The 21679-nt window shown below is 71.0% G+C and carries 16 protein-coding genes; 6 read left to right on the top strand and 10 right to left on the bottom strand.

Annotated features, from left to right (window positions below):
* Positions 1 to 52: 52 nt before the first annotated feature.
* The 3 genes from ASD48_RS05605 to ASD48_RS05595 are packed head-to-tail and all read right to left on the bottom strand — an operon-like array spanning position 53 to position 4612.
* The gene (locus ASD48_RS05605) at positions 53 to 2005 is read right to left on the bottom strand and encodes a substrate-binding domain-containing protein (protein WP_057600268.1); all 1953 of its coding nucleotides are present in this window, start codon (positions 2003 to 2005) and stop codon (positions 53 to 55) included.
* Positions 1995 to 3545 carry a sugar ABC transporter ATP-binding protein gene (locus ASD48_RS05600; RefSeq protein WP_057600267.1) on the bottom strand — a complete coding sequence of 517 codons (1551 nt, stop codon included), beginning with the start codon at positions 3543 to 3545 and terminating at the stop codon, positions 1995 to 1997. The genes ASD48_RS05605 and ASD48_RS05600 overlap by 11 nt, the downstream gene beginning before the upstream one ends.
* Positions 3542 to 4612 (bottom strand): LacI family DNA-binding transcriptional regulator, encoded by a 1071-nt coding sequence (locus ASD48_RS05595; RefSeq protein ID WP_057600266.1) that lies wholly within the window; start codon positions 4610 to 4612, stop codon positions 3542 to 3544. Before ASD48_RS05595 ends, ASD48_RS05600 begins: the two co-directional genes overlap by 4 nt.
* Positions 4613 to 4821: 209 nt before the next feature.
* Here ASD48_RS05595 and ASD48_RS05590 point away from each other — a divergent pair, with 209 nt between their 5' ends.
* Complete coding sequence (locus tag ASD48_RS05590) at positions 4822 to 7077, top strand: ATP-dependent RecD-like DNA helicase (protein ID WP_057600265.1); 2256 nt, start codon at positions 4822 to 4824, stop codon at positions 7075 to 7077.
* Between the two features lie 241 nt (positions 7078 to 7318).
* Positions 7319 to 8617, top strand: a complete 1299-nt coding sequence (locus ASD48_RS05585) for a citrate synthase (RefSeq protein ID WP_020131734.1) — start codon at positions 7319 to 7321, stop codon at positions 8615 to 8617.
* Between the two features lie 761 nt (positions 8618 to 9378).
* On the opposite strand, the gene ASD48_RS05580 is transcribed toward ASD48_RS05585, so the two are convergent.
* The 3 genes from ASD48_RS05580 to ASD48_RS05570 all read right to left on the bottom strand — a co-directional run bounded on the left by ASD48_RS05580 (position 9379) and on the right by ASD48_RS05570 (position 12797).
* Positions 9379 to 11622, bottom strand: coding sequence for a heavy metal translocating P-type ATPase (locus ASD48_RS05580; protein ID WP_057600263.1), 2244 nt, complete (start codon positions 11620 to 11622; stop codon positions 9379 to 9381).
* A gap of 110 nt (positions 11623 to 11732) precedes the next feature.
* A complete protein-coding gene (locus tag ASD48_RS05575; protein WP_057600261.1) occupies positions 11733 to 11972 on the bottom strand; it encodes a cation transporter in 240 nt (79 codons plus the stop codon).
* A gap of 153 nt (positions 11973 to 12125) precedes the next feature.
* Positions 12126 to 12797: a TetR family transcriptional regulator gene (locus ASD48_RS05570; RefSeq protein ID WP_057600259.1), complete on the bottom strand. Its 672-nt coding sequence runs from the start codon at positions 12795 to 12797 to the stop codon at positions 12126 to 12128.
* A gap of 142 nt (positions 12798 to 12939) precedes the next feature.
* On the opposite strand from ASD48_RS05570, the gene ASD48_RS05565 reads away from it, so the two are divergent.
* Both ASD48_RS05565 and ASD48_RS05560 read left to right on the top strand, forming a co-directional pair.
* Positions 12940 to 15240, top strand: coding sequence for an MMPL family transporter (locus tag ASD48_RS05565; RefSeq protein ID WP_057600257.1), 2301 nt, complete (start codon positions 12940 to 12942; stop codon positions 15238 to 15240).
* A gap of 116 nt (positions 15241 to 15356) precedes the next feature.
* Positions 15357 to 16433 carry a zinc-dependent alcohol dehydrogenase family protein gene (locus tag ASD48_RS05560; protein WP_057600255.1) on the top strand — a complete coding sequence of 359 codons (1077 nt, stop codon included), beginning with the start codon at positions 15357 to 15359 and terminating at the stop codon, positions 16431 to 16433.
* On the opposite strand, the gene ASD48_RS05555 is transcribed toward ASD48_RS05560, so the two are convergent.
* The 4 genes from ASD48_RS05555 to ASD48_RS05540 all read right to left on the bottom strand — a co-directional run bounded on the left by ASD48_RS05555 (position 16381) and on the right by ASD48_RS05540 (position 19668).
* Positions 16381 to 16944 carry a GNAT family protein gene (locus tag ASD48_RS05555; protein ID WP_057600253.1) on the bottom strand — a complete coding sequence of 188 codons (564 nt, stop codon included), beginning with the start codon at positions 16942 to 16944 and terminating at the stop codon, positions 16381 to 16383. The genes ASD48_RS05560 and ASD48_RS05555 overlap by 53 nt on opposite strands.
* A gap of 55 nt (positions 16945 to 16999) precedes the next feature.
* The gene (locus ASD48_RS05550; protein ID WP_057600251.1) at positions 17000 to 17200 is read right to left on the bottom strand and encodes a hypothetical protein; all 201 of its coding nucleotides are present in this window, start codon (positions 17198 to 17200) and stop codon (positions 17000 to 17002) included.
* Positions 17201 to 17638: 438 nt separating this feature from the next.
* Positions 17639 to 18472 (bottom strand): AraC family transcriptional regulator, encoded by an 834-nt coding sequence (locus ASD48_RS05545; protein ID WP_057601018.1) that lies wholly within the window; start codon positions 18470 to 18472, stop codon positions 17639 to 17641.
* A gap of 269 nt (positions 18473 to 18741) precedes the next feature.
* A complete protein-coding gene (locus tag ASD48_RS05540) occupies positions 18742 to 19668 on the bottom strand; it encodes a sugar phosphate isomerase/epimerase (protein ID WP_057600249.1) in 927 nt (308 codons plus the stop codon).
* A gap of 176 nt (positions 19669 to 19844) precedes the next feature.
* On the opposite strand from ASD48_RS05540, the gene iolC reads away from it, so the two are divergent.
* On the top strand, positions 19845 to 20795 hold the full coding sequence (gene iolC / locus ASD48_RS05535) for a 5-dehydro-2-deoxygluconokinase (RefSeq protein ID WP_057600247.1): 951 nt from the start codon (positions 19845 to 19847) through the stop codon (positions 20793 to 20795).
* The gene (locus ASD48_RS05530; RefSeq protein ID WP_057600245.1) at positions 20792 to 21676 is read left to right on the top strand and encodes a hypothetical protein; all 885 of its coding nucleotides are present in this window, start codon (positions 20792 to 20794) and stop codon (positions 21674 to 21676) included. Before iolC ends, ASD48_RS05530 begins: the two co-directional genes overlap by 4 nt.
* The last annotated feature ends 3 nt before the right edge of the window (positions 21677 to 21679 follow it).

The following is a 21679-nucleotide window of genomic DNA, read 5'->3' as shown; positions in this document are numbered from 1 at the left end:
GACGGTCCCCGGAGGTGTTCCCCCGGGTGACCGTCCGCCCGCTCGCCGAATGTCAGCCGCTGAAGCCGGCCACGTTCTCCTTCGTGACCACCTTCACCGGCACCTTCACCGTCTTCTCGACCTTCTTGCCCTGAAGCGCCTTGAGCGCGTTGTCCACCGCGATCCTGCCCAGCTGGGACGGCTGCTGCGCCACGGACGCGTACAGCGTGCCGTTCTTGACGGCCGCCAGCCCGTCCGGGGTGCCGTCGAAGCCGACGACCTGGACGGACTTGCCGGCCTTGGAGCCCAGCGCCTTGATCGCGCCGAGCGCCATCTCGTCGTTGGCGGCGATGACGCCCTGGACGTCCGGGTGCGCCTGGAGCAGGTTCGACATCACGTCGAGGCCCTTGGTGCGGTCGAAGTCGGCCGGCTGCTGGGCCAGCACCTGGATGCCGGGGTAGGCCTTCAGACCCTTGGCGAAACCTTCCGCCCGCTCGCGCGCCGCGGAGGTGCCCGCCTGGCCCTGGAGGATCACGATCTTGCCGGTGCCGCCCAGCTTCTCGGCGACCGTCCTGGCCGCCAGCTCACCGCCGGCCACGTTGTCGGAGGCGACCAGCGCGTCCACCGTGGCCTTGTTGACGCCCCGGTCGACCGCGATCACCGGGATCTTCGCCTTGTCGGCGGCCTTCACCGAGTTGCTCGCCGCGTCCGAGTCCACCGGGTTGACGATGATCGAGTCGAGGCCGGAACTGGTGAAGTTCTGGAGCTGGTTGGCCTGCTGCGAGGCGTCGTTCTGCGCGTCGGTGACCGTCAGGTCCACGCCCAGCTTCTTCGCCTCGGCCTTCGCGCCCGACTGGATCTGCACGAAGAACGGGTTGTTGAGCGTGGACAGCGCCAGACCGACCTTCGGGTTCGCGCTCGCCCCGTTCCCGCCGTGCAGGAAGGAGGTCGCGCCGACGATCGCGACGGTGACCACGGCCGCGAGGCCGTACGTCGCCGCCTGCCGGCCCTTGCCGCCGCCGCTGCCCGTCCCGGCCGCCATCGGGGTCGCCCCCGCCTTGCGGCGCACCGTGTCGAGGAGCACCGCCAGCGCGATGACGACACCGATGACGACCTGCTGCCAGAAGGCGGAGACGGACAGCAGGTTCAGCCCGTTGCGCAGCACCGCCAGGATCAGCGCGCCGATCAGGGTGCCCGAGGCCTTGCCCGTACCACCCGCGAGGGAGGCGCCGCCGATGACGACCGCGGCGATCGCGTCCAGCTCGTAGCCGTCGGCGGCCTGCGGCTGCGCCGAGGACAGCCGGGAGGCGAGCACGACGCCCGCCGCGGCCGCGAACACACCGGACAGCGCGTAGATCGCGAGCTTCTGCTTCTTCACCCGCAGACCGGAGAGGCGGGCCGCCTCCTCGTTGCCGCCGATGGCGTACATCGAACGGCCGATGTAGGTCCGGCCGAGCACGAACGCGGCGATCAGCCCCATCACGACCATCACGAGCACCGGCACCGGCAGCCAGCCGCCGAGCGTGTCACCGAGGTGCGAGACCGAGTCGGGGAAGGCGATCGGCGAACCCTCGGAGATCACCAGCGACAGACCGCGCGCCACCGACAGCATCGCGAGGGTCGCGATGAACGGCGGCAGCTTGCCGTAGGCGATGAGGAAACCGTTCACCAGACCTGCCGCGATACCGGTCGCGACGGCCAGGACCACCGCGAGCACCACCGGCACACCGTGCTGCGTGGCGCTCCAGGCCAGCACGGTGGCCGACAGGGCCGCCACCGAGCCGACCGACAGGTCGATGCCCGCCGAGACGATCACGAAGGTCACGCCGAAGGCGAGAATGGCGGTCACGGCCGCCTGGACACCCACGTTGAGCAGGTTGTCCGTGGTCAGGAAGTCACCCGACAGCGCCGACATGGCGATGACGAGGACGATCAGCGCGGTCAGCGCGCCGTTGTCGAGGAGCAGACGGCGGACCGCCGCGGCGCCCCCGGCGCCCGCCCCGCTCTTGAGCGTCTCAGCGGCCACGGCCGGCCTCCAGTTCTTCGGTTGCGTCGTTTGCGTTGTCTTCGTGGTGAAGGGGGGTGCCGACGGCGAGCGCCATGACGGAGTCCTGGGTCGCCTCGGCCGCCGACAGCTCGCCGGCGATCCGGCCCTGGGCCATCACCAGCACCCGGTCGCTCATGCCGAGCACCTCGGGCAGATCGCTGGAGATCATCAGGACGGCGGCACCGGCGGCCGTCAGCTCGTTGATGAGCTGGTAGATCTCGACCTTGGCGCCGACGTCGATCCCGCGCGTCGGCTCGTCGAGGATCAGCACCTTGGTGTCGGCCAGCAGCCATTTGCCGATGACGACCTTCTGCTGGTTGCCGCCGGAGAGCGTGCGCACCTGCTGGCCGAGGCCCGCCATCCGCACGCCCAGCTGCCCCGCGATCCGCGCCGCCGCCTCGTGCTGGCTCTTCAGGTCCACCAGCCCGCCCCGGGTCGCGGCCCGCATGGTGACGAGCCCGAGGTTCTCCTCCACCGACTGGTCGAGCACCAGCCCCTGGCCCTTGCGGTCCTCGGGCACGAGCCCGATCCCGGCCGCCAGCGCGGCGTTCACGTCGTACCGGGGAAGGTGCGCGCCGGCGACCCGGACGGCTCCGCGGTCGTACGGGTCCGCCCCGAAGACGGCCCGTACGACCTCGGTACGGCCGGCGCCGACGAGCCCGGCGACACCGACGACCTCACCGGCGTGCACCTCGAAGCCGATGTCGTGGAAGACGCCGTCCCGCGTGAGTCCCTCGACGGACAGCAGCGCGGCGCCCGTCTCGGCGCGCTCCCTGGGGTACTGCTGCTCGATGGAGCGACCCACCATGAGCCGCACCAGCTCGTCCTCGGGCGTGGTGGCCGGGACCTGCCCGACACTCCTGCCGTCCCGGATGACCGTGACCCGGTCGCCGAGGGCGGCGATCTCCTCCAGGTGGTGCGTGATGAACACGATACCGACGCCGTCCTCGCGCAGCCTGCGCACGATGGCGAAGAGCTTCTCGACCTCCTCGGAGGTGAGCACGGCGGTCGGCTCGTCCATGATCAGCACGCGTGCGTTCAGACTGAGCGCCTTGGCGATCTCGACCATCTGCAGGCGGGCGATGCCGAGTTCACGCACGCGCGTGCGGGGCGGGACGTTCACTCCCACCCGCTCCAGCAGGGCGGCCGCCTCGGTCTCCATCCGCTTCCGGTCGATCATCCCGAAGCGGCGCGGCTGCCGTCCCAGGAAGATGTTCTCGGCGACGGTGAGATCGGGAACGAGGTTGAACTCCTGGTAGATGGTGGCGATCCCGAGGCGCTCGGAGTCCTGTGCGCCATGGATGCGCACCTCCTCGCCGCCGGCCAGGATCCGCCCGGCGTCGGGCCGGTAGGCGCCGGAGAGCATCTTGATGAGGGTGCTCTTGCCCGCGCCGTTCTCACCGAGCAGCACATGCACCTCGCCCCGGCGCAGGTCGAAGTCGACGCTGTCGAGCGCGACCACACCGGGGAAGGTCTTGCGTATGCCTTCGATGCGCAGCAACTCGTCCGCGTTGCTCACGTCTGGCTCCTGTTCGTTACGGGGGACGGCTCCGCGGAGGCGGGGAACTCCTCCGGAGCGGGCGGCTCTTGGGGGACCGGCTCGCCGCACGAACGGCGTACGACGAGCCGGGCCGGGAGGGTGACGGACTGCGGGGGCCGTCCCTCGATGCGGTCGACCAGCGCCCGGACGGCGGCCCGTCCCAGTTCGCCCGTGGGTTGGGCGATGGCGGTGATCGGCGGGTCGGTGTGCACGAACCAGCGGATGTCGTCGAACGCGGCCAGCGCGATGTCCCGCGGAACCCGCAGTCCACGCGCGCGTACGGCGTCCAGGGCGCCCAGGGCCATCAGGTTGTCGGCGGCGAACACGACCTCGGGCGGCTCGGGCAGGTCGAGGAAGCCCTCGGTGACCCGGCGGCCGCTCTCGGCCTGGAAGTCGCCCTGGCCTATGTAGGCGTCCGGGAGGGGGAGCCCGTACTCGGCCATGGCGGCCCGGAAGGCCTCGACGCGCTCGCTGCCGGTGGTGGTGGCCGCGGGGCCCGCGATGATGGCGAGCCTGCGGTGCCCCAGCCCGTGCAGATGCGCGACGAGGTCCCGCACGGCCGCGCGGCCGTCCGACCGCACCACCGGCACGTCGACGCCCGGGATCCACCGGTCGACGAACACCATCGGCGTCCCCGCGCGCGCTGCGTCGAGGATCAGCGGCGAGCCGCCGTCGGTCGGGGAGACCAGGAGGCCGTCGATCCGGCGGTCCAGCAGGGTCCGTACGTGGTGGTCCTGGAGGTCGGGCCGCTCGTCTGCGTTGCCGATGATGACGCTGTAGCCGAGCGCGCGGGCCTCCTCCTCGACGGAGCGGGCCAGCTCGGTGAAGTACGGGTTGAGCACGTCGCTGATGACCAGGCCGAGGGTGCGGGTCTGGTCCGTGCGCAGCGACCGGGCGACGGCGTTCGGTCGGTAGCCCAGCGCCTCGACCGCGGCCAGCACACGCGTGCGTGCGTCCTCGCTGACCGACGGATGGTCGTTCAGGACGCGCGACACCGTGGCGACGGAGACCCCCGCCTCGGCCGCGACGTCCTTGATGCTCGCCATCGCCGCCCCACCTCCTTGTGGACTCGGTTCATGGACGTCGAGGTCGTGGAATCGATTACATCGACGTGTAGGAAGGATTGGAATCGATTACACGGGGGTTAATCAAGCCCTCGACGGCATCCCGAGACCGGATCGTGATGAACAGCCACCGGCAGGCGGCCGCCGGTCGCCCCCCGGGGCCTGTCGGTGGCGGGCGGTAACGTCGGATCATGACCGATCAGGCGGGGGCCGCCCAGGCGGGAGAGCGGCGTACGGCCACGCTGGAAGGCGTGCTCGAGCGCATCACGTACGCGAACGAGGAGAACGGCTACACGGTCGCCCGTGTCGACACCGGCAGAGGCGGCGGCGACCTCCTCACGGTCGTCGGCGCGCTGCTCGGCGCCCAGGTCGGCGAGTCCCTGCGCATGGAGGGCCGCTGGGGCTCCCATCCGCAGTACGGCAAGCAGTTCACCGTCGAGAACTACACGACCGTCCTGCCCGCCACGGTCCAGGGCATCCGCCGCTACCTCGGCTCAGGACTGGTCAAGGGAATCGGCCCGGTCTTCGCCGACCGCATCACCCGGCACTTCGGCATGGACACCCTGAAGATCATCGAGGAGGAGCCGAAGCGGCTCGTCGAGGTCCCCGGCCTCGGCCCGAAACGCACGAAGAAGATCGCCGAAGCCTGGGAGGAGCAGAAGGCGATCAAGGAGGTCATGCTCTTCCTGCAGACCGTCGAGGTGTCCACCTCCATCGCGGTCCGCATCTACAAGAAGTACGGCGACGCCTCCATCTCGGTGGTGAGGAACCAGCCCTACCGGCTCGCCGCGGACGTCTGGGGCATCGGCTTCCTCACCGCCGACAAGATCGCCCAGTCCGTCGGCATCCCGCACGACAGCCCGGAGCGCGTCAAGGCGGGCCTCCAGTACGCGCTGTCCCAGGCCACCGACCAGGGCCACTGCTACCTCCCCGAGGAGCGGCTGATCGCCGACGCGGTGAAGCTGCTCCAGGTCGACACCGGCCTGGTCATCGAGTGCCTCGCCGAACTCGCGGCGCCGCCCCAGGAGGGCGAGGACCCCGGGGTCGTACGCGAGAAGGTCCCGGCGGCCGACGGGGGAGAGCCCGTCACCGCCGTCTACCTGGTCCCCTTCCATCGCGCCGAACTCTCCCTCTCCGCCCAGCTGTTGCGCCTGCTGCGCACCGAGGACGACCGGATGCCGGCCTTCCGGGACGTGGCCTGGGACAAGGCGCTGGCCTGGCTGCGGACCCGAACCGGCGCCGAACTCGCGCCCGAGCAGGAGGCGGCCGTCCGGCTCGCGCTGACCGAGCGGGTCGCGGTGCTCACCGGCGGCCCCGGCTGCGGCAAGTCCTTCACCGTCCGCTCGATCGTGGAACTGGCCCGCGCCAGGAAGGCGAAGGTCGTGCTGGCCGCCCCCACCGGCCGCGCCGCCAAGCGCCTGGCGGAGCTGACCGGCGCCGAGGCGTCCACCGTCCACCGGCTGCTGGAGCTCAAGCCCGGCGGCGACGCGGCCTACGACCGGGACCGCCCGCTGGACGCCGACCTGGTGGTGGTCGACGAGGCGTCGATGCTCGACCTGCTCCTCGCCAACAAGCTGGTCAAGGCCGTACCTCCGGGCGGGCACCTGCTGTTCGTGGGCGATGTCGACCAGTTGCCCAGCGTCGGCGCGGGCGAGGTGCTGCGCGATCTGCTGGCCGACGGCAGCCCGGTGCCCGCCGTGCGCCTCACGCGCGTGTTCCGCCAGGCCCAGCAGTCCGGCGTGGTGACCAACGCGCACCGGATCAACGCCGGACAGCACCCGGTCACCGACGGCATGAAGGACTTCTTCCTCTTCGTCGAGGACGACACGGAGGAGGCGGGTCGCCTCACGGTGGACGTGGCGGCCCGGCGCATTCCGGCGAAGTTCGGCCTGGATCCGCGCCGGGACGTGCAGGTGCTCGCGCCCATGCACCGCGGCCCGGCCGGGGCGGGCGCCCTCAACGGCCTGCTCCAGCAGGCCGTCACCCCCGGTCGTCCCGACGTGCCCGAGAAGCGGTTCGGCGGCCGGGTCTTCCGCGTCGGCGACAAGGTCACCCAGATCCGCAACAATTACGACAAGGGGAAAAACGGTGTCTTCAACGGCACCGTGGGCGTGGTGACCTCGCTCGATCCGGTCGACCAGCGCCTCACGGTGCTGACCGACGAGGACGAGGAGGTGCCGTACGAGTTCGACGAACTGGACGAACTGGCCCACGCGTACGCGGTCACCATTCACCGTTCACAGGGAAGTGAATATCCCGCCGTGGTGATCCCCGTCACCACGGGAGCATGGATGATGCTTCAACGGAACCTCTTGTATACGGCCGTGACGCGCGCCAAGAGGCTGGTCGTCCTCGTCGGCTCCCGCAAGGCGATCGGTCAGGCGGTGCGCACGGTGTCGGCGGGCCGTCGCTGCACGGCCCTGGACCACCGGCTGGCAGGCCGCTGACGGGCGGTTCGTACGGGATCGTCGGGACATCACAAAAAATGATCGATCAAATGAGTCGTGAAGGTCACAGAGCACTTCCCCAAGCGTGACGAAGGCGGCAGGATGAGCTGGTTGGCGGCACTGAGTGCCGCCGATAAGCCCAATGGTCGACCCCGAGTGCACTCTCGTGCGCCAAATGGGGGATGGTTAGAGACAGTCAGGGCAACCTCGAAGAAGAGGCACAACGTCGGTGAGGGATGACGTGAGCGAGCACACCAACAACGCTGTAGTACTGCGGTTCGGCGATGGCGAGTACACCTACCCGGTGATCGACAGCACCGTCGGCGACAAGGGCTTCGACATCGGGAAGCTTCGCGCCCAGACCGGTCTGGTGACCCTGGACAGCGGCTACGGCAACACCGCCGCCTATAAATCCGCCATCACCTACCTCGACGGCGAGCAGGGCATCCTCCGGTACCGCGGCTACCCGATCGAGCAGCTGGCCGAGCGGTCGACCTTCCTCGAGGTCGCGTACCTGTTGATCAACGGCGAACTGCCGACGGTCGACGAGCTGTCCGTCTTCAAGAGCGACATCACCCAGCACACGCTGCTGCACGAGGACGTCAAGAACTTCTACCGCGGCTTCCCGCGCGACGCCCACCCGATGGCCATGCTGTCGTCGGTGGTCTCCGCGCTGTCCACGTTCTACCAGGACAGCCACAACCCGTTCGACGAGAAGCAGCGCAACCTCTCCACGATCCGGCTGCTCGCCAAGCTTCCGACGATCGCGGCGTACGCCTACAAGAAGTCGATCGGTCACCCGTTCGTCTACCCGCGCAACGACCTCGGCTACGTCGAGAACTTCCTGCGCATGACGTTCTCGGTGCCGGCGCAGGAGTACGAGCTCGACCCGGTCGTCGTCTCCGCCCTCGACAAGCTGCTGATCCTGCACGCGGACCACGAGCAGAACTGCTCGACGTCCACGGTCCGTCTGGTCGGCTCCTCGCAGGCGAACATGTTCGCCTCGATCTCGGCCGGCATCTCCGCCCTGTGGGGTCCGCTGCACGGCGGCGCCAACCAGTCCGTGCTGGAGATGCTCGAGGGCATCCAGGCCAACGGCGGCGACGTCGACTCCTTCATCCGCAAGGTGAAGAACAAGGAGGACGGCGTCCGCCTGATGGGCTTCGGCCACCGGGTGTACAAGTCCTTCGACCCGCGCGCGAAGATCATCAAGGCCGCGGCGCACGACGTCCTCTCCGCCCTCGGCAAGTCCGACGAGCTGCTGGACATCGCGCTGAAGCTGGAGGAGCACGCGCTCTCCGACGACTACTTCGTCTCGCGCAACCTCTACCCGAACGTCGACTTCTACACCGGCCTGATCTACCGGGCCATGGGCTTCCCGACCGAGATGTTCACGGTCCTGTTCGCCCTGGGCCGCCTCCCGGGCTGGATCGCCCAGTGGCACGAGATGATCAAGGAGCCCGGCTCCCGCATCGGCCGCCCGCGCCAGATCTACACGGGTGTCGTCGAGCGCGACTTCGTCCCCGTCGAGGAGCGCTGACACCTGCCGGTGGGGGCGCCGCTGTTCGGGGCGCCCCGTCGTGGATGAATTTTCCTGACTGCCCGGGACCGATGTCCCGGGCAGTGGTGTGTCCGGGCAGTGGTCGGGGCGTCCCCGGTGGTCCTGCGTCGCGGCGGCGGTCGTCGACGGGCTCGTGCGCGCGGTGGTGCGGCGGCCGGCTGCGCGTGACTCCCGGTGGCCGGTGCGCAGGGCATACGGAAGGCGCCCCGGCGCCAGTCCCCCCACGGGCCGACGACCAGGGCGCCTTCCCATGTCCCGGTGCGGATTCCCCCCACGGGATCCGGCCGGGCGTTGTGAGAACAGCGCCTGAATTCGCTGTTGTGCAACCATCTTCGGTTGTTCTGCCTGCGGTTGAGCAGAACGAGCAGAACTCGTCCCACCACCGCCGTGTGCGGTCTGCCGGGACAGCGCACGCTGGGAGGGCCGCTCAAAGCTTCCCGGTGTACGTGCCCCGGCAACGCATCTCTGAGGAAGTCCCCCAAGACATCCCCAGATGTCAGGTCACGCCCCCCAAGACGCTTCCTGACATCGTCAACTTAGACCTTCGAACCCCTTCGATGGTTACGTTCACATCACTGTGATCTGTGTCTCTTGCATATGTCCGTTAGATGCGCAAGAGACCGGATACGGCGATCGAGGCCCCAGCGTAAGGATGATGCGCGAGCCTTGTGAAGAGCTTATGTGAGGCTCGCGCAGGACTCCAGGGGTCTCCCTGATCGGCGACGTCCTACTCGGCGGTATTACTTGAAGGCGCGCAGTCGCAGGCTGTTCGTCACGACGAACACCGACGAGAAGGCCATCGCCGCCCCCGCGATCATCGGGTTCAGCAGCCCGGCGGCGGCCAGCGGCAGCGCGGCGACGTTGTAGCCGAAGGCCCACACCAGGTTGCCCTTGATCGTCGCCAGGGTCCGCCGGGACAGCCGGATCGCGTCCGCGGCCACCCGCAGATCCCCGCGCACCAGCGTCAGGTCGCTCGCCTCGATCGCCGCGTCCGTGCCCGTCCCCATGGCCAGCCCCAGATCGGCTGTGGCGAGCGCGGCCGCGTCGTTGACACCGTCCCCGACCATGGCGACGACCCGGCCCTCGGCCTGCAGCCGCCGTACGACGTCGACCTTGTCCTCGGGCAGCACCTCGGCGATCACCCGGTCGATCCCGACCGCTTCCGCGACCGCCTCCGCGACCGCCCGGTTGTCGCCGGTCAGCAGCACCGGGGTGAGCCCCAGCGCCCGCAGCTGCCGTACCGCCTCGGCGCTCGTCTCCTTGACCGCGTCCGCGACCGCGAGCACCCCGCGTGCCACGCCGTCCCAGCCCACGACGACGGCCGTGCGGCCGCCCCGCTCGGCCTCCTCCTTCGCGCGGGCCACCCCGTCAGGGACCGTCTCGAAGAGGCGCCCCACGGCCACCTCGTGGCCCTCCACCCGCCCGCGCACTCCGCGCCCGGGCACGTTCTCGAACCGCTCGGCCGCCGGGAGCTCCCCGGCCCTCTGCGCCGCGCCCGCCGCGACCGCGCGGGCGACCGGGTGCTCGGAGGCGTGTTCCAGGGCGCCCGCGAGCCGCAGCAGCCGCCGCTCGTCGGTGCCGTCGACGACGTACACGTCCTGCAGGGTCATCCGGCCGGTGGTGACGGTCCCGGTCTTGTCGAGGACGACGGTGTCGACGCGGCGCGTGGACTCCAGGACCTCCGGGCCCTTGATGAGGATGCCGAGCTGGGCGCCGCGCCCGGTGCCGACCATGAGCGCGGTCGGCGTGGCGAGCCCGAGCGCGCACGGGCAGGCGATGATCAGGACCGCGACGGCGGCCGTGAACGCGGCGACCGTGTCGCCCGTCGCGCCGAGCCAGCCGCCGAAGGTGGCGAGCGCGATCAGCAGCACCGCCGGCACGAAGACCCCGGAGATCCGGTCGGCGAGCCGCTGCACCTCGGCCTTGCCGGTCTGCGCGGCCTCGACCAGCTGTGCCATGCGCGCGAGCCGGGTGTCCGCGCCGATCCGGCCGGCCTCGACGACCAGCCGGCCGCCGGCGTTCACGGTCGCGCCGGTGACGGCGTCGCCGGGCCCGACGTCCACCGGGACCGACTCGCCGGTCAGCATCGAGGCGTCCACGGCGGAGGTGCCCTCCACGACCGTCCCGTCGGTGGCGATCTTCTCCCCGGGCCGCACGACGAACCGGTCCCCGACGGCCAGCAGGTCGACCGGGATCCGCACTTCCCTCCCGTGCCGCAGCACGGCCACGTCCTTCGCGCCCAGCTCCATGAGCGCCCGCAGTGCCGCCCCCGCGCGTCGCTTGGAGCGGGCCTCCAGATAGCGGCCGAGCAGGATGAAGGCGGTCACCCCGGCGGCGACCTCCAGGTAGATCGTGGAGGCGCCGTCCGTACGGGAGACGGTGAGTTCGAAGGGGTGCCGCATGCCGGGCATGCCCGCGTCGCCGAAGAACAGCGCCCACAGCGACCAGCCGAGCGCGGCCATCGTGCCGACCGAGACCAGCGTGTCCATGGTGGCCGCGCCGTGCCGCAGGTTCGTCCAGGCGGCCTTGTGCAGCGGGCCGCCGCCCCAGACGACCACGGGCGCGGCGAGCGTCAGCGAGAGCCACTGCCAGTTGTCGAACTGGAGCGACGGGATCATCGCGAGCAGGACGACGGGCGCGGCGAGCAGCACGGAGACGAGGAGCCGGTGCCGCAGGCCCGCGAGTTCGGGCTCCTCGGGGGTGTCCTCCCGGACCGGCTCCGGGACGGGCACGGGTTCCTCGGCGGTGTACCCGGTCTTCACCACGGCCGCGATCAGGTCGGCGACCTCGGTCCCGGCCGGATAGCTGACCTTGGCCTTCTCCGTCGCGTAGTTGACCGTCGCGACGACGCCGTCCATGCGGTTGAGCTTCTTCTCGATGCGGGCCGCGCAGGAGGCGCAGGTCATCCCGCCGATGAGCAGTTCGACCTCGGCGGTCGGCGCGGGCGGTTCGGCTATCGGCGTTTCCGTGGTGGTGCTGGTCATGTCCGTGCTCCAGGAAGCGGACCGGGCCGTACGGAACCAGTATCAGCTGGTCGGCACGGCCCGATGGTGGAGGAGGGGGTGTCGAGGAGAGGTGCGCGGGTGCGGGTGCCTCAGACCTGGCCGGCCAGCTCGAAGCCCGCCTCGTCGACGGCGGCGCGTACGGCCTCCTCGTCGAGCGCGGCGACGGAGACGACCGTGACCTCGCCGGTCGAGGCGACGGCCTTCACCGAGGTGACACCGGCGAGCGCGGAGAGCTCGGCGGAGACGGCGCCCTCGCAGTGGCCGCAGCTCATGCCGTTCACCTGGTAGACGGTGGTGACGGAGCCCGGGGTGTCGATTTGAGCGGTCATGTCGTTCTCCTCGTGGAGGCAGGTGGGGCGGGCGGGGCCGTGAGAGGTCTCCCGTCTATGGAGACTATACCCCTAGGGGGTATGAATCAAAGAACAGGACCCGCCGCGCGGAGGGTGTGCGGACGCTTCCGGCAGGGGAGGCGGGTACCCGGACTACCGGGTCGTAGCGGCCCCGGCGCCGCTGTCCTCGACGCGGCCGAGCCGGGAGCCCACCAGTGGCTCCAGATAGCGGATCAGCACGTGCTTCAGCTCCTGCACGTACGCGTCGCGCTCGGCGCCCCCGTGGCCCAGGACCAGCTCCAGGCCCGCCTTGTACAGCCCCAGGCACATGTGTGCGGTGCGGGTGAGGTCGGCGGGCGGCGTGTCCGGCAGCAGGGAGGAGAGCAGGCCCTCGATGCGGGCGAGCAGGGTGGCGTGCAGCGCGTCGTGCTCCTCGGCGATGTGGCCGGGGATGTCGGGCCCGTGCATCAGGGCGAAGAACACCGGATGGTCGCAGTTGAAGGCGATGAACCGGTCCACGGCCGCGCCGACGGCCTCCTCCAGCGGGGTCGCGGGATCGACCGGTGCGAGCGCCTCGCCGTAGGTGTCGCGCATCTCGTGCATGAGACGGTCGCCCAGCTCGATCGCGATCGCTTCCTTGTTCGGGAAGAACTGGTAGAGCGTGCCCGGTGAGACGCCCGCCTCGCGGGCGATGGCGTTGGTGCTGGCGGCGGTGTAGCCGGTCGTGCAGAACACGCTGGCCGCGGCTTCGAGCAGCTGCGCGATACGCCGCTCGCCGCGCGCCTGGCGGCGGCGAGGCTGTTCCTTCTCCTGGCTCTCGGCCACGCGTTTTCCCCAGCTTTCCCGACCCGATTGACAAACGCGAGTGGTCGCTCGCATTCTGGAGCTCCATAAACGCGAGCGCTCTCTCGTGTTTGCCATTTTACGGCGTGCACGACTGCTTGCAGGGTGAAGGGGACACCGCACGATGACCGAAGTCAACAGCCCACCCCGTCCCGGAGGCTGGACCCGCTTCGTGACCGCCCGGCCCAGGCTGTCGCTGCTCGCGGCCCTGCTGCTCACCGCGCTCGCGGTACTGGCCGGCAGCGGGGTCGCCGAGCGGCTGGGCAGCGGCGGCTGGGAGGATCCGGGCGCGCAGTCCACGTACGCGACCAAGGCCCTGGAGCGTGAGTTCCCCGGCTCCCAGCCCAACCTGCTGCTGCTGGTCGACGCGGGCAGGGCCTCCGTGGACGACCCGGGGGTAGTCGCCGAGGCGAACCGGCTCACCGCGAGCCTGGCCGCCGAGAAGGGCATCGTCGGCGTCGGCTCCTACTGGCAGGCCGACGCGGGGGCGTCCTCCGCCCTGCGCGCGGAGGACGGCCACGAAGCGCTGATAGCCGCCCGCATCACGGGCGACGAGAAGACCATGGGGGAGACCCTCGACCGCATCGCCCCCGCCCTGCGCGGCACACACGGGCCGGTGGAGGTCAAGCTCGGCGGCGGCGTCGCCGTGCGGCACGAGATGCAGACCATCATCCAGGAGGACCTGACCCGCGCCGAGATGATCGCCCTGCCGATCACCCTGGTGCTGCTGGTGATGGTCTTCGGCAGCGCGATCGCCGCCCTGCTGCCGCTCGGCATCGGCATCGTCGCGATCCTCGGCACCAACGCCGTCCTCAGTGGCCTCACCCGGTTCACCGACGTCTCCATCTTCGCGATGAACCTCACCACGGCGCTGGGCCTCGGCCTCGCCATCGACTACGCCCTGTTCATCGTCCGCCGCTTCCGCGAGGAACTCGCCGCCGGCGCCGACCCGTCGACGGCCATCGGCACCACCCTGCGCACAGCCGGCCGCACGGTCCTGTTCTCCGCCCTCACGGTCGCGGTGTCCCTGGCGGCGATGCTCCTCTTCCCCCAGTACTTCCTGCGCTCCTTCGCCTACGCCGGCATGGCCGTGGTCCTGCTGGCCGCCGCTGCCGCCCTGATCCTGCTCCCGGCGGCGCTGATCCTGCTGGGCGACCGGGTCAACTCCCTCGACCTGCGCCGCCTGTTCCGCCGGGGCGGCCCCGCGCCGGCCCCCACCGACGAGGGCGGCAGCGCCTGGGGCCGCACGGCGAGCCTGGTCATGCGCCGCGCCCCCTTCTTCGCGCTGGCCACCACGGCCGCCCTCGTCCTCCTCGGACTGCCCTTCCTCGGCGTGAAGTTCGGCACGGCGGACGACCGCCAGCTGCCCTCCTCGGCCGAGTCCCACATCGTGCAGCAGCACATCAGGGACGGCTTCCCGGGCAGTCCCGGCGGCGGCCTCGAGGTCCTCGCCGAGGGCAGGGCGACCCAGGCCCAGTACGCGGCCTACAAGGAGCGCGTGGCCGCGCTGCCGGAGGTGGCCCGGGTGGACGGCCCGATGGTGAACGGCGACTCGGCGTACTTCACGGTGCTGCCCAAGGGCGAGGCCGTCGACGACACGGCCCAGAACCTGGTGGGTGACCTGCGCGCCACAGCCGCTCCCTTCGAGACCGCCGTGACCGGCACGGCGGCCGTCCTGGTCGACTCCAAGCACGCGATCGGCGACCGGCTGCCCTGGGCGGTGGCCTTCATCGCCATAGTCACCCTGTTCCTGGTCTTCCTGCTGACCGGCAGTGTGCTGATCCCGCTCCAGGCGGTGCTGCTCAACGCGCTCAGCCTGACGGCGATGTTCGGCGCGGTGGTCTGGGTCTTCCAGGACGGCCACCTCTCCGGCCTGCTCGGCTTCACCAGCCCCGGATCCATAGAGACCACCCTCCCGGTCCTGATGTTCTGCGTCGCCTTCGGCCTCTCGATGGACTACGGCGTCTTCCTGCTCTCCCGCATCAAGGAGGAGTACGACCGCACCGGCGACCACGAAGGGGCGGTCGCTCTGGGCCTGCGGCGCACCGGAGGCCTGATCACGGCGGCGGCGGTCATCCTGGCGGTGGTGATGGTCGCGATCGGCACCTCGCGCGTCACCAACACCAAGATGCTCGGCCTGGGGATCGCCCTGGCGGTCCTGATGGACGCGATGGTGGTGCGCAGCCTCCTGGTCCCGGCCATCATGCGCCTCACCGGCAGGGCCACCTGGTGGGCACCGGCACCGCTGCGCAGGTTCCACCAGCGGTTCGGACTGAGCGAGGGGGAGCCGGCCCGGCAGGCACCGGCCGCCGCCCCCGACGGACCGGCGCCCGACGCCCCCGCCCCCGACGGACCCGCGCCCGACGCGTCCGACCGACCCGCGTCCGACGGGCCCGGGCGGGACAAGGTCGACGCGCACGGTTAGCGTTCGCGGAGATCCATGGTGGACGGAGGTCCGCGGGTCACGCGGGTCACCTGGGTCACCTCTGGCCCCCGCGGGGCACCGTGGGTCTGCGCGGGCGAAGGCGAGGGTGAGGGCACATGCGGGCAGTGGTGTTCGAGCGGTACGGGGAGCCGGCCGAGGTGCGTGAGCTGGCCGACCCCCGACCGGCCGCCCACGGGGTGACCGTGCGCGTCGAGGCCACCGGCCTGTGCCGCAGCGACTGGCACGGCTGGATGGGCCACGACCCGGACATCACCCTGCCGCACGTGCCCGGGCACGAACTCGCCGGTGTCGTACAGGAGGTCGGAGGCCTGGTCACGAGGTGGCGAGCGGGCGACCGGGTGACCGTCCCCTTCGTGTGCGGCTGCGGCAGCTGCCCGTCCTGCGCGGCCGGCGACCACCAGGTGTGCGAGCGGCAGACCCAGCCCGGCTTCACGCACTGGGGCTCCTTCGCCCAGTACGTGGCCCTGGACCACGCCGACGTGAACCTGGTCGCGATCCCCGACGGCCTGTCGTACGCCACCGCCGCCTCCCTCGGCTGCCGGTTCGCCACGGCGTACCGGGCGGTGGTGCAGCAGGGCCGGGTCGCGGCGGGGCAGTGGGTGGCGGTGCACGGCTGCGGAGGCGTGGGCCTCTCGGCGGTGATGATCGCGGCGGCGAGCGGGGCGCGGGTGGTGGCGGTGGACGTCTCCCCGAAGGCCCTGGACCTGGCGCGGAGGTTCGGTGCGGCGGAGTGCGTGGACGCGCGGGGGGTGCCGGACACGGCCGAGGCGGTCCGTGAGCTGACCGGGGGCGGCGCCCACCTCTCACTCGACGCGCTCGGTTCCCCCGCCACCTGCGCCGCCTCGGTGGACGGACTGCGCCGCCGCGGCCGTCACGTCCAGGTCGGCCTGCTTCCCTCGGCGGACGGCACGACCCCCGTCCCGCTGGCCCGTGCCATCGCCCTGGAACTGGAGATCCTGGGCAGTCACGGCATGGCCGCGCACACCTACCCGCAGATGCTGGAGCTGGTCCGTGCGGGGGTGCTGCGCCCCGATCTGCTGGTGACGTCGACGATCACACTGGACGAGACCCCGGCCGCCCTGTCCGCGCTGGGCACCGCCCCGGGCGCGGGAGTGACCGTCATCGATCCGTGGGCCCGAGCGCGGCCCACTCCCGGTCCAGGATCGCCATGAGCACCTCGTCCACCCACACCCCGTTCCGCAGCGCGGCCTCCCGCCGCACCCCCTCGACCACGAAGCCGACCTTCTCGTAGACGTGCCGGGCCCGTTCGTTGTCGCCGTACAGCTCCAGCTGGACGCGGTGCAGGCCCAGTTGTTCGAAGCCGTGGCCGACGATGAGCCGGGTCGCCTCGGTACCGAGCCCGCGGCCGCGGCCCCGGGCTCCGATCAGCGTGCGGAAGGTGCAGCTGCGGGCGTCCGGATCCCACTCGTGCAGGACGACCTCGCCGACCAGTTCGCCGGTGTCGCGGACGGTGACGGCGAGATCCAGCCGGTCGGGCTGCTCGGCGCGGGAGCCGTACCAGGAACGCACCCGCTCCCGGGTGAGATCGCTGTTCGGCGGGAAGGTGAAGCGGACGACCTCGGGGTCGCCGATGATCTCCCACATGGCGTCGGCGTCGGCCTCGGTGAAGGGCCGCAGCACGGTCTTCGGGCCGGAGAGCTGGGGCTTGACGGAGAAGTTCATCCGCAGCACTGTGCCTCACGCGTCCGTGAGGCACAGCTGGTTTTCTCCGCCGGGGTCAGTCCAGAGCGCGTCCCCGGTTGCCCGGCCGGGAGGCGACCCAGGCACGCACGGTGTCGGCGTACCAGAACGGCTTGCCGCCCTCGACATGGTCGGGCTGGGGCAGCAGTCCGTGCTTGCGGTAGGACCGTACGGTGTCCGGCTGCACCTTGATGTACGCCGCGATCTCTTTGTACGACCAGAGCCTTCGGTCGGTCATGAGCTGCACCTCCCTGCGCGCGCGGGGGTCGGCGGCCGGGAGGCCGCCCGGGGGAGCCCGGCACTGCGCTGGCGATCACCAAGCCTGTGCCCGGTGAACGACGCTCGGTGACTGTGGGAGAGCGGCTGTTGACTTCGTGTGACACAAGACCCGCGTACGCGCGACATGCGTGACAGAAAAGGGGAGTTTGTGACACAGGTGCAGCACAGAAGTGTGCGGGGCCCATGGGAGAGGCGTGTTGACAATCGGCCCGAGGCCGCCGCCGACAGGAGGCGGGCCGGGCCCGCTGCGACAGGCCCGACCCGTTCCCGCTCCCCGCCATCCCCCCGGAACGACCAGAACGACCGAGGCATCCGGGCCACTCGAAGCACCGGAAAGCTCCAAGCACCCGAAACGGCCGGAAATCGCCGGATCAACTGGCAGACCCCCAGCCTGTATTCAGCCAATGCGGCGGGTCTTGGAAAAATGCGCACCCGGTCCGGACCAATCGCCCGGACGGGCCGGCAGGACCAGGCTCGTCGCCTCCCCGCTCAGCCGGTCCGCCGCCGGCGACACCTGTGCCGGAAGGCGTCTGGCCTGGGTGAACTCCTTCGGCGTGCACCCTGTCATCGCCTTGAACTCACCGCTGAGATGGGCCTGGTCGTAGAAGCCGCACAGGGCGGCGGTCTCCGCCGCGCTCCGCCCCTCCGTCAGCAGCCGGCGGGCCCGTTGCAGGCGCAGCACGCGGGCCGCCGCCTTGGGGCCGAGCCCGATCTGCTCACGGAACCGGTTCTCCAGGTGCCGTACGCTCCAGCCGACCTCCTCGGCCAGCCGGGGCACCGGTATCGCGCCGGCCGTCCGCACCAGCAGCGACCAGGCCCGCACCACCCGCTCGGAACTCGGCGTACCGGCCTCCCGCCACCGGGTGAGAACCTCGTCGAGCAGCCCGAACCGCTCCGCCCAGCCCGGTAACGCGGCCAGTGCGGCGGCGAGTTCGCCGAGGGGCGACCCCAGGGAGTGCGGCAGCTCGTCGGGGTCGACGGTGCGGTTGACGAGCTCGTGCTGGGGCGTGCCGAAGAGGGTGAACGCGGCCCAGGGCGTCATGAGCACCTCGATGCCCGAGAACCGCCCTCCGTGCTCCCCGACGGCGGGCGTGTTCGTGGGCCCGCAGTACACGGACACCAGCGTGTCCGGCGTCCGGCCCGCCCGGGAGATCCGCACGGGCTGCTCGAACCCCAGCAGCAGGGTCGAGGCCCCGATGGGGGTCTCCAGCCGCCGCCGCGGCCGGTTCATGGCGAGCCGGATCCCGCGGTAGCTCATCACTCCGGGCCGCAGCCGCGGATGGGGCGAGCCCATGGCGAACTCCCAAGAGCCACCGGGCCCTTCACCGGATCGGGTGCTGACGGCACTCCCAGCCATGGGCACTTATGGTGCTACGGCAGGGGCGACGCCGTTAAGGGGCGCGGGGCTGTATCTCTGTGCGGCTCCGCCGCGTGGGCGCGACAAGCCACACACGACCTGCACGCGCGCGGACACGGAACCCGGCACCCCGGTGGGCGCGTCTACGCCCCGCACGACCTCAGGAACGCCCGCGTACGTTGCGCGATGGGCAGCGGAGCGTCCGGCTCGCACGGATACATGTCCTGCTCGACGATCGCGAACAGATCGACATCCAGTTTCTGCGCGGCCTCCAGCACCGGCCCCAGCGCGGGCACACCGGCGGGCGGCTCGCACATGACGCCCCGCGCGACGGCCGGGCCGAACGGCACCTGGTTGGCCCGCACGTCCGCCAGGATCTCCGGGTCGACCTGCTTGAGGTGCAGGTATCCGATCCGTTCGCCGTAGGTCTCGATCAGCTTGACGCTGTCGCCGCCGCAGTACGCGTAGTGCCCGGTGTCCAGGCACAGCGACACGAGGTCGGAGTCGGTGCCGTCCAGGAAGCGGACCACGTTCTCCTCGCTGTCGATGTGGGTGTCGGCGTGCGGGTGGACGACGATCTGCAGGCCGTACCGCTCCCGCACCTCCTTGCCGAGCCGCTCGGTCAGCGAGGTGAGGTTGCGCCACTGGCCGGGGGTGAGGGTGTCCGGCTCCAGAACCTCGCCGGTCTTGTCGTCCCGCCAGAAGGACGGGATCACGACCAGGTGCTCGGCGCCCATCGCCTGGGCGAGCACCGCGTTGTCCGCGACATGCGCCCAGGTCTTCTCCCAGACGGCCTCGCCGTGGTGCAGGCCGGTGAAGACCGTGCCCGCCGACACCTTCAGGCCACGCCTGGTCGTTTCCTCGGTGAGGAGTGCGGGATCGGTCGGCAGGTACCCGTAGGGGCCGAGCTCGATCCATTCGTAGCCGGACTGCGCGACCTCGTCGAGGAAGCGCTGCCAGGGGACCTGGGCGGGATCGTCCGGGAACCAGACGCCCCAGCTGTCGGGGGCGGATCCGACACGGATGCGGGAAACACCGGAAACTGGTGACTGAGGTGACAACGACGTCATGGGCGTCAGCGTGCTGTCTCACCGAAGGGGGTGTCAAGGGCTGGTCCGAATGTCTGGACAAAACATTGACAGGGCCCGCCGCGCGGGGCTACAAAGCCGTGAGAGCCGATACGGGGACGTGCCGGGGACGTGCCACGAGCGGTCTCACGGGGACGAGCCGATACGAAGGGAACTCGATGGCGTACGACCTGATCACCATGGGGCGGATAGGGGTGGACCTCTATCCGCTACAGACGGGCGTCCCACTCCCGCAGGTCACGTCCTTCGGGAAGTTCCTCGGGGGATCGGCGACCAACGTCGCGGTCGCCGCCGCCCGCCTCGGCCGCGCGACGGCGGTGATCTCCCGCACCGGTGACGACCCCTTCGGCACCTATCTGCACGAGGCCCTGCGCGGCTTCGGCGTCGACGACCGCTGGGTCACCGCCGTCCCCGGACTGCCGACACCCGTCACCTTCTGCGAGGTCTTCCCGCCGGACGACTTCCCGCTGTACTTCTACCGGCAGCCCAAGGCGCCGGACCTGGAGATCGACGCCCACGAACTCGACCTCGACGCCGTCCGCGAGACCCGGATCTTCTGGGTCACCGGGACCGGCCTGAGCGAGGAACCCAGCCGCACGGCGACCCTCGCCGCCCTGGCCCACCGGGCCAAGGCCGGCACCACGGTCTTCGACCTGGACTGGCGCCCGATGTTCTGGAGCCACCCCGACACCGCCCGTCCCTTCTACGCCGAGGCCCTCAAGCACACCACCGTCGCCGTGGGCAACCTCGACGAGGTGGAGGTCGCCACCGGAGTGCGCGAACCCCGGGCCGCGGCGCAGGCGCTGCTGGACGCCGGTGTCGAACTCGCGGTGGTCAAGCAGGGCCCCAAGGGTGTCCTCGCCGTCAACAGCAAGGGTGAGTCCGCCGAGGTCCCGCCGCTCCCGGTGAGCGTCCTGAACGGCCTCGGGGCCGGGGACGCCTTCGGCGGCTCCCTCTGCCACGGTCTGCTCGCGGGCTGGGACCTGGAGAAGATCATGCGGTACGCCAACGCCGCGGGCGCCATCGTCGCCTCCCGGCTCGAGTGCTCCTCCGCGATGCCGACACCGGACGAAGTGGAAGCCGCGCTCAAGGCGGGGGCCGTCCTGTGACGACCGTCGACATCTCCGAACTCGTCCGCCTGCGCACGCAGTACCCCGAGGCGATCGCCGAGGCGGCCGTCCGCCGTCCGCGCAGGCCGCTGCTGGGCGACTCCGGCCGGCTGATGATCGTCGCCGCCGACCACCCGGCCCGTGGCGCGCTCGGCGTCGGCGGCGACCGGCTGGCCATGGCCAACCGGGCCGGGCTGCTCGAGCGCCTGTGCCTGGCCCTCTCCCGGCCCGGCGTCGACGGCGTCCTCGCGACCGCCGACATCCTGGACGACCTGCTCCTCCTCGGCGCCCTCGACGGCAAGGTCGTCATGGGCTCGCTGAACCGCGGCGGCCTCCAGGGATCCGTCTTCGAGCTCGACGACCGCTTCACCGGTCACCGCCCCGAGGACATCGAGCGGCTGAACTTCGACGCGGGCAAGCTGCTCGTGCGCATCGACTACGACGACCCGGGCTCGCTCACCACCCTGGAGTCCACGGCCCGCGCCATCGACGACATGGCCGCCCGCAGGCTCCCGCTCTTCGTCGAGCCGTTCATCAGCCGCCGCGGCCCGGACGGCAAGGTGGGCAACGACCTCTCCGCCGAGGCCGTCACCAAGTCGATCGCCATCGCCTCGGGCCTGGGCGGCACCTCGGCCTACACCTGGCTGAAGCTCCCGGTCACCGACAACCCCGACGACATGGCCGAGGTCATGCAGACGTCCACCCTGCCCGCCGTCCTGCTGGGCGGCGAGGTCGGCGAGGACCAGGACGGCGCGTACGAGAAGTGGCGCGGGGCGCTCCAGCTCCCCACCGTCCGGGGCCTGGTGGTCGGCCGTTCGCTGCTCTACCCGGCGGACGGGGATGTCGCCGCCGCCGTGGACACCGCCGTAGGACTGCTGTGAGGG

The sequence above is a fragment of the Streptomyces sp. Root1310 genome (assembly GCF_001426425.1).
GTDB lineage: Bacteria > Actinomycetota > Actinomycetes > Streptomycetales > Streptomycetaceae > Streptomyces.
Note: the sequence above shows the minus strand (reverse complement) of the source record. Positions and strands in the feature narration are given on the sequence as shown.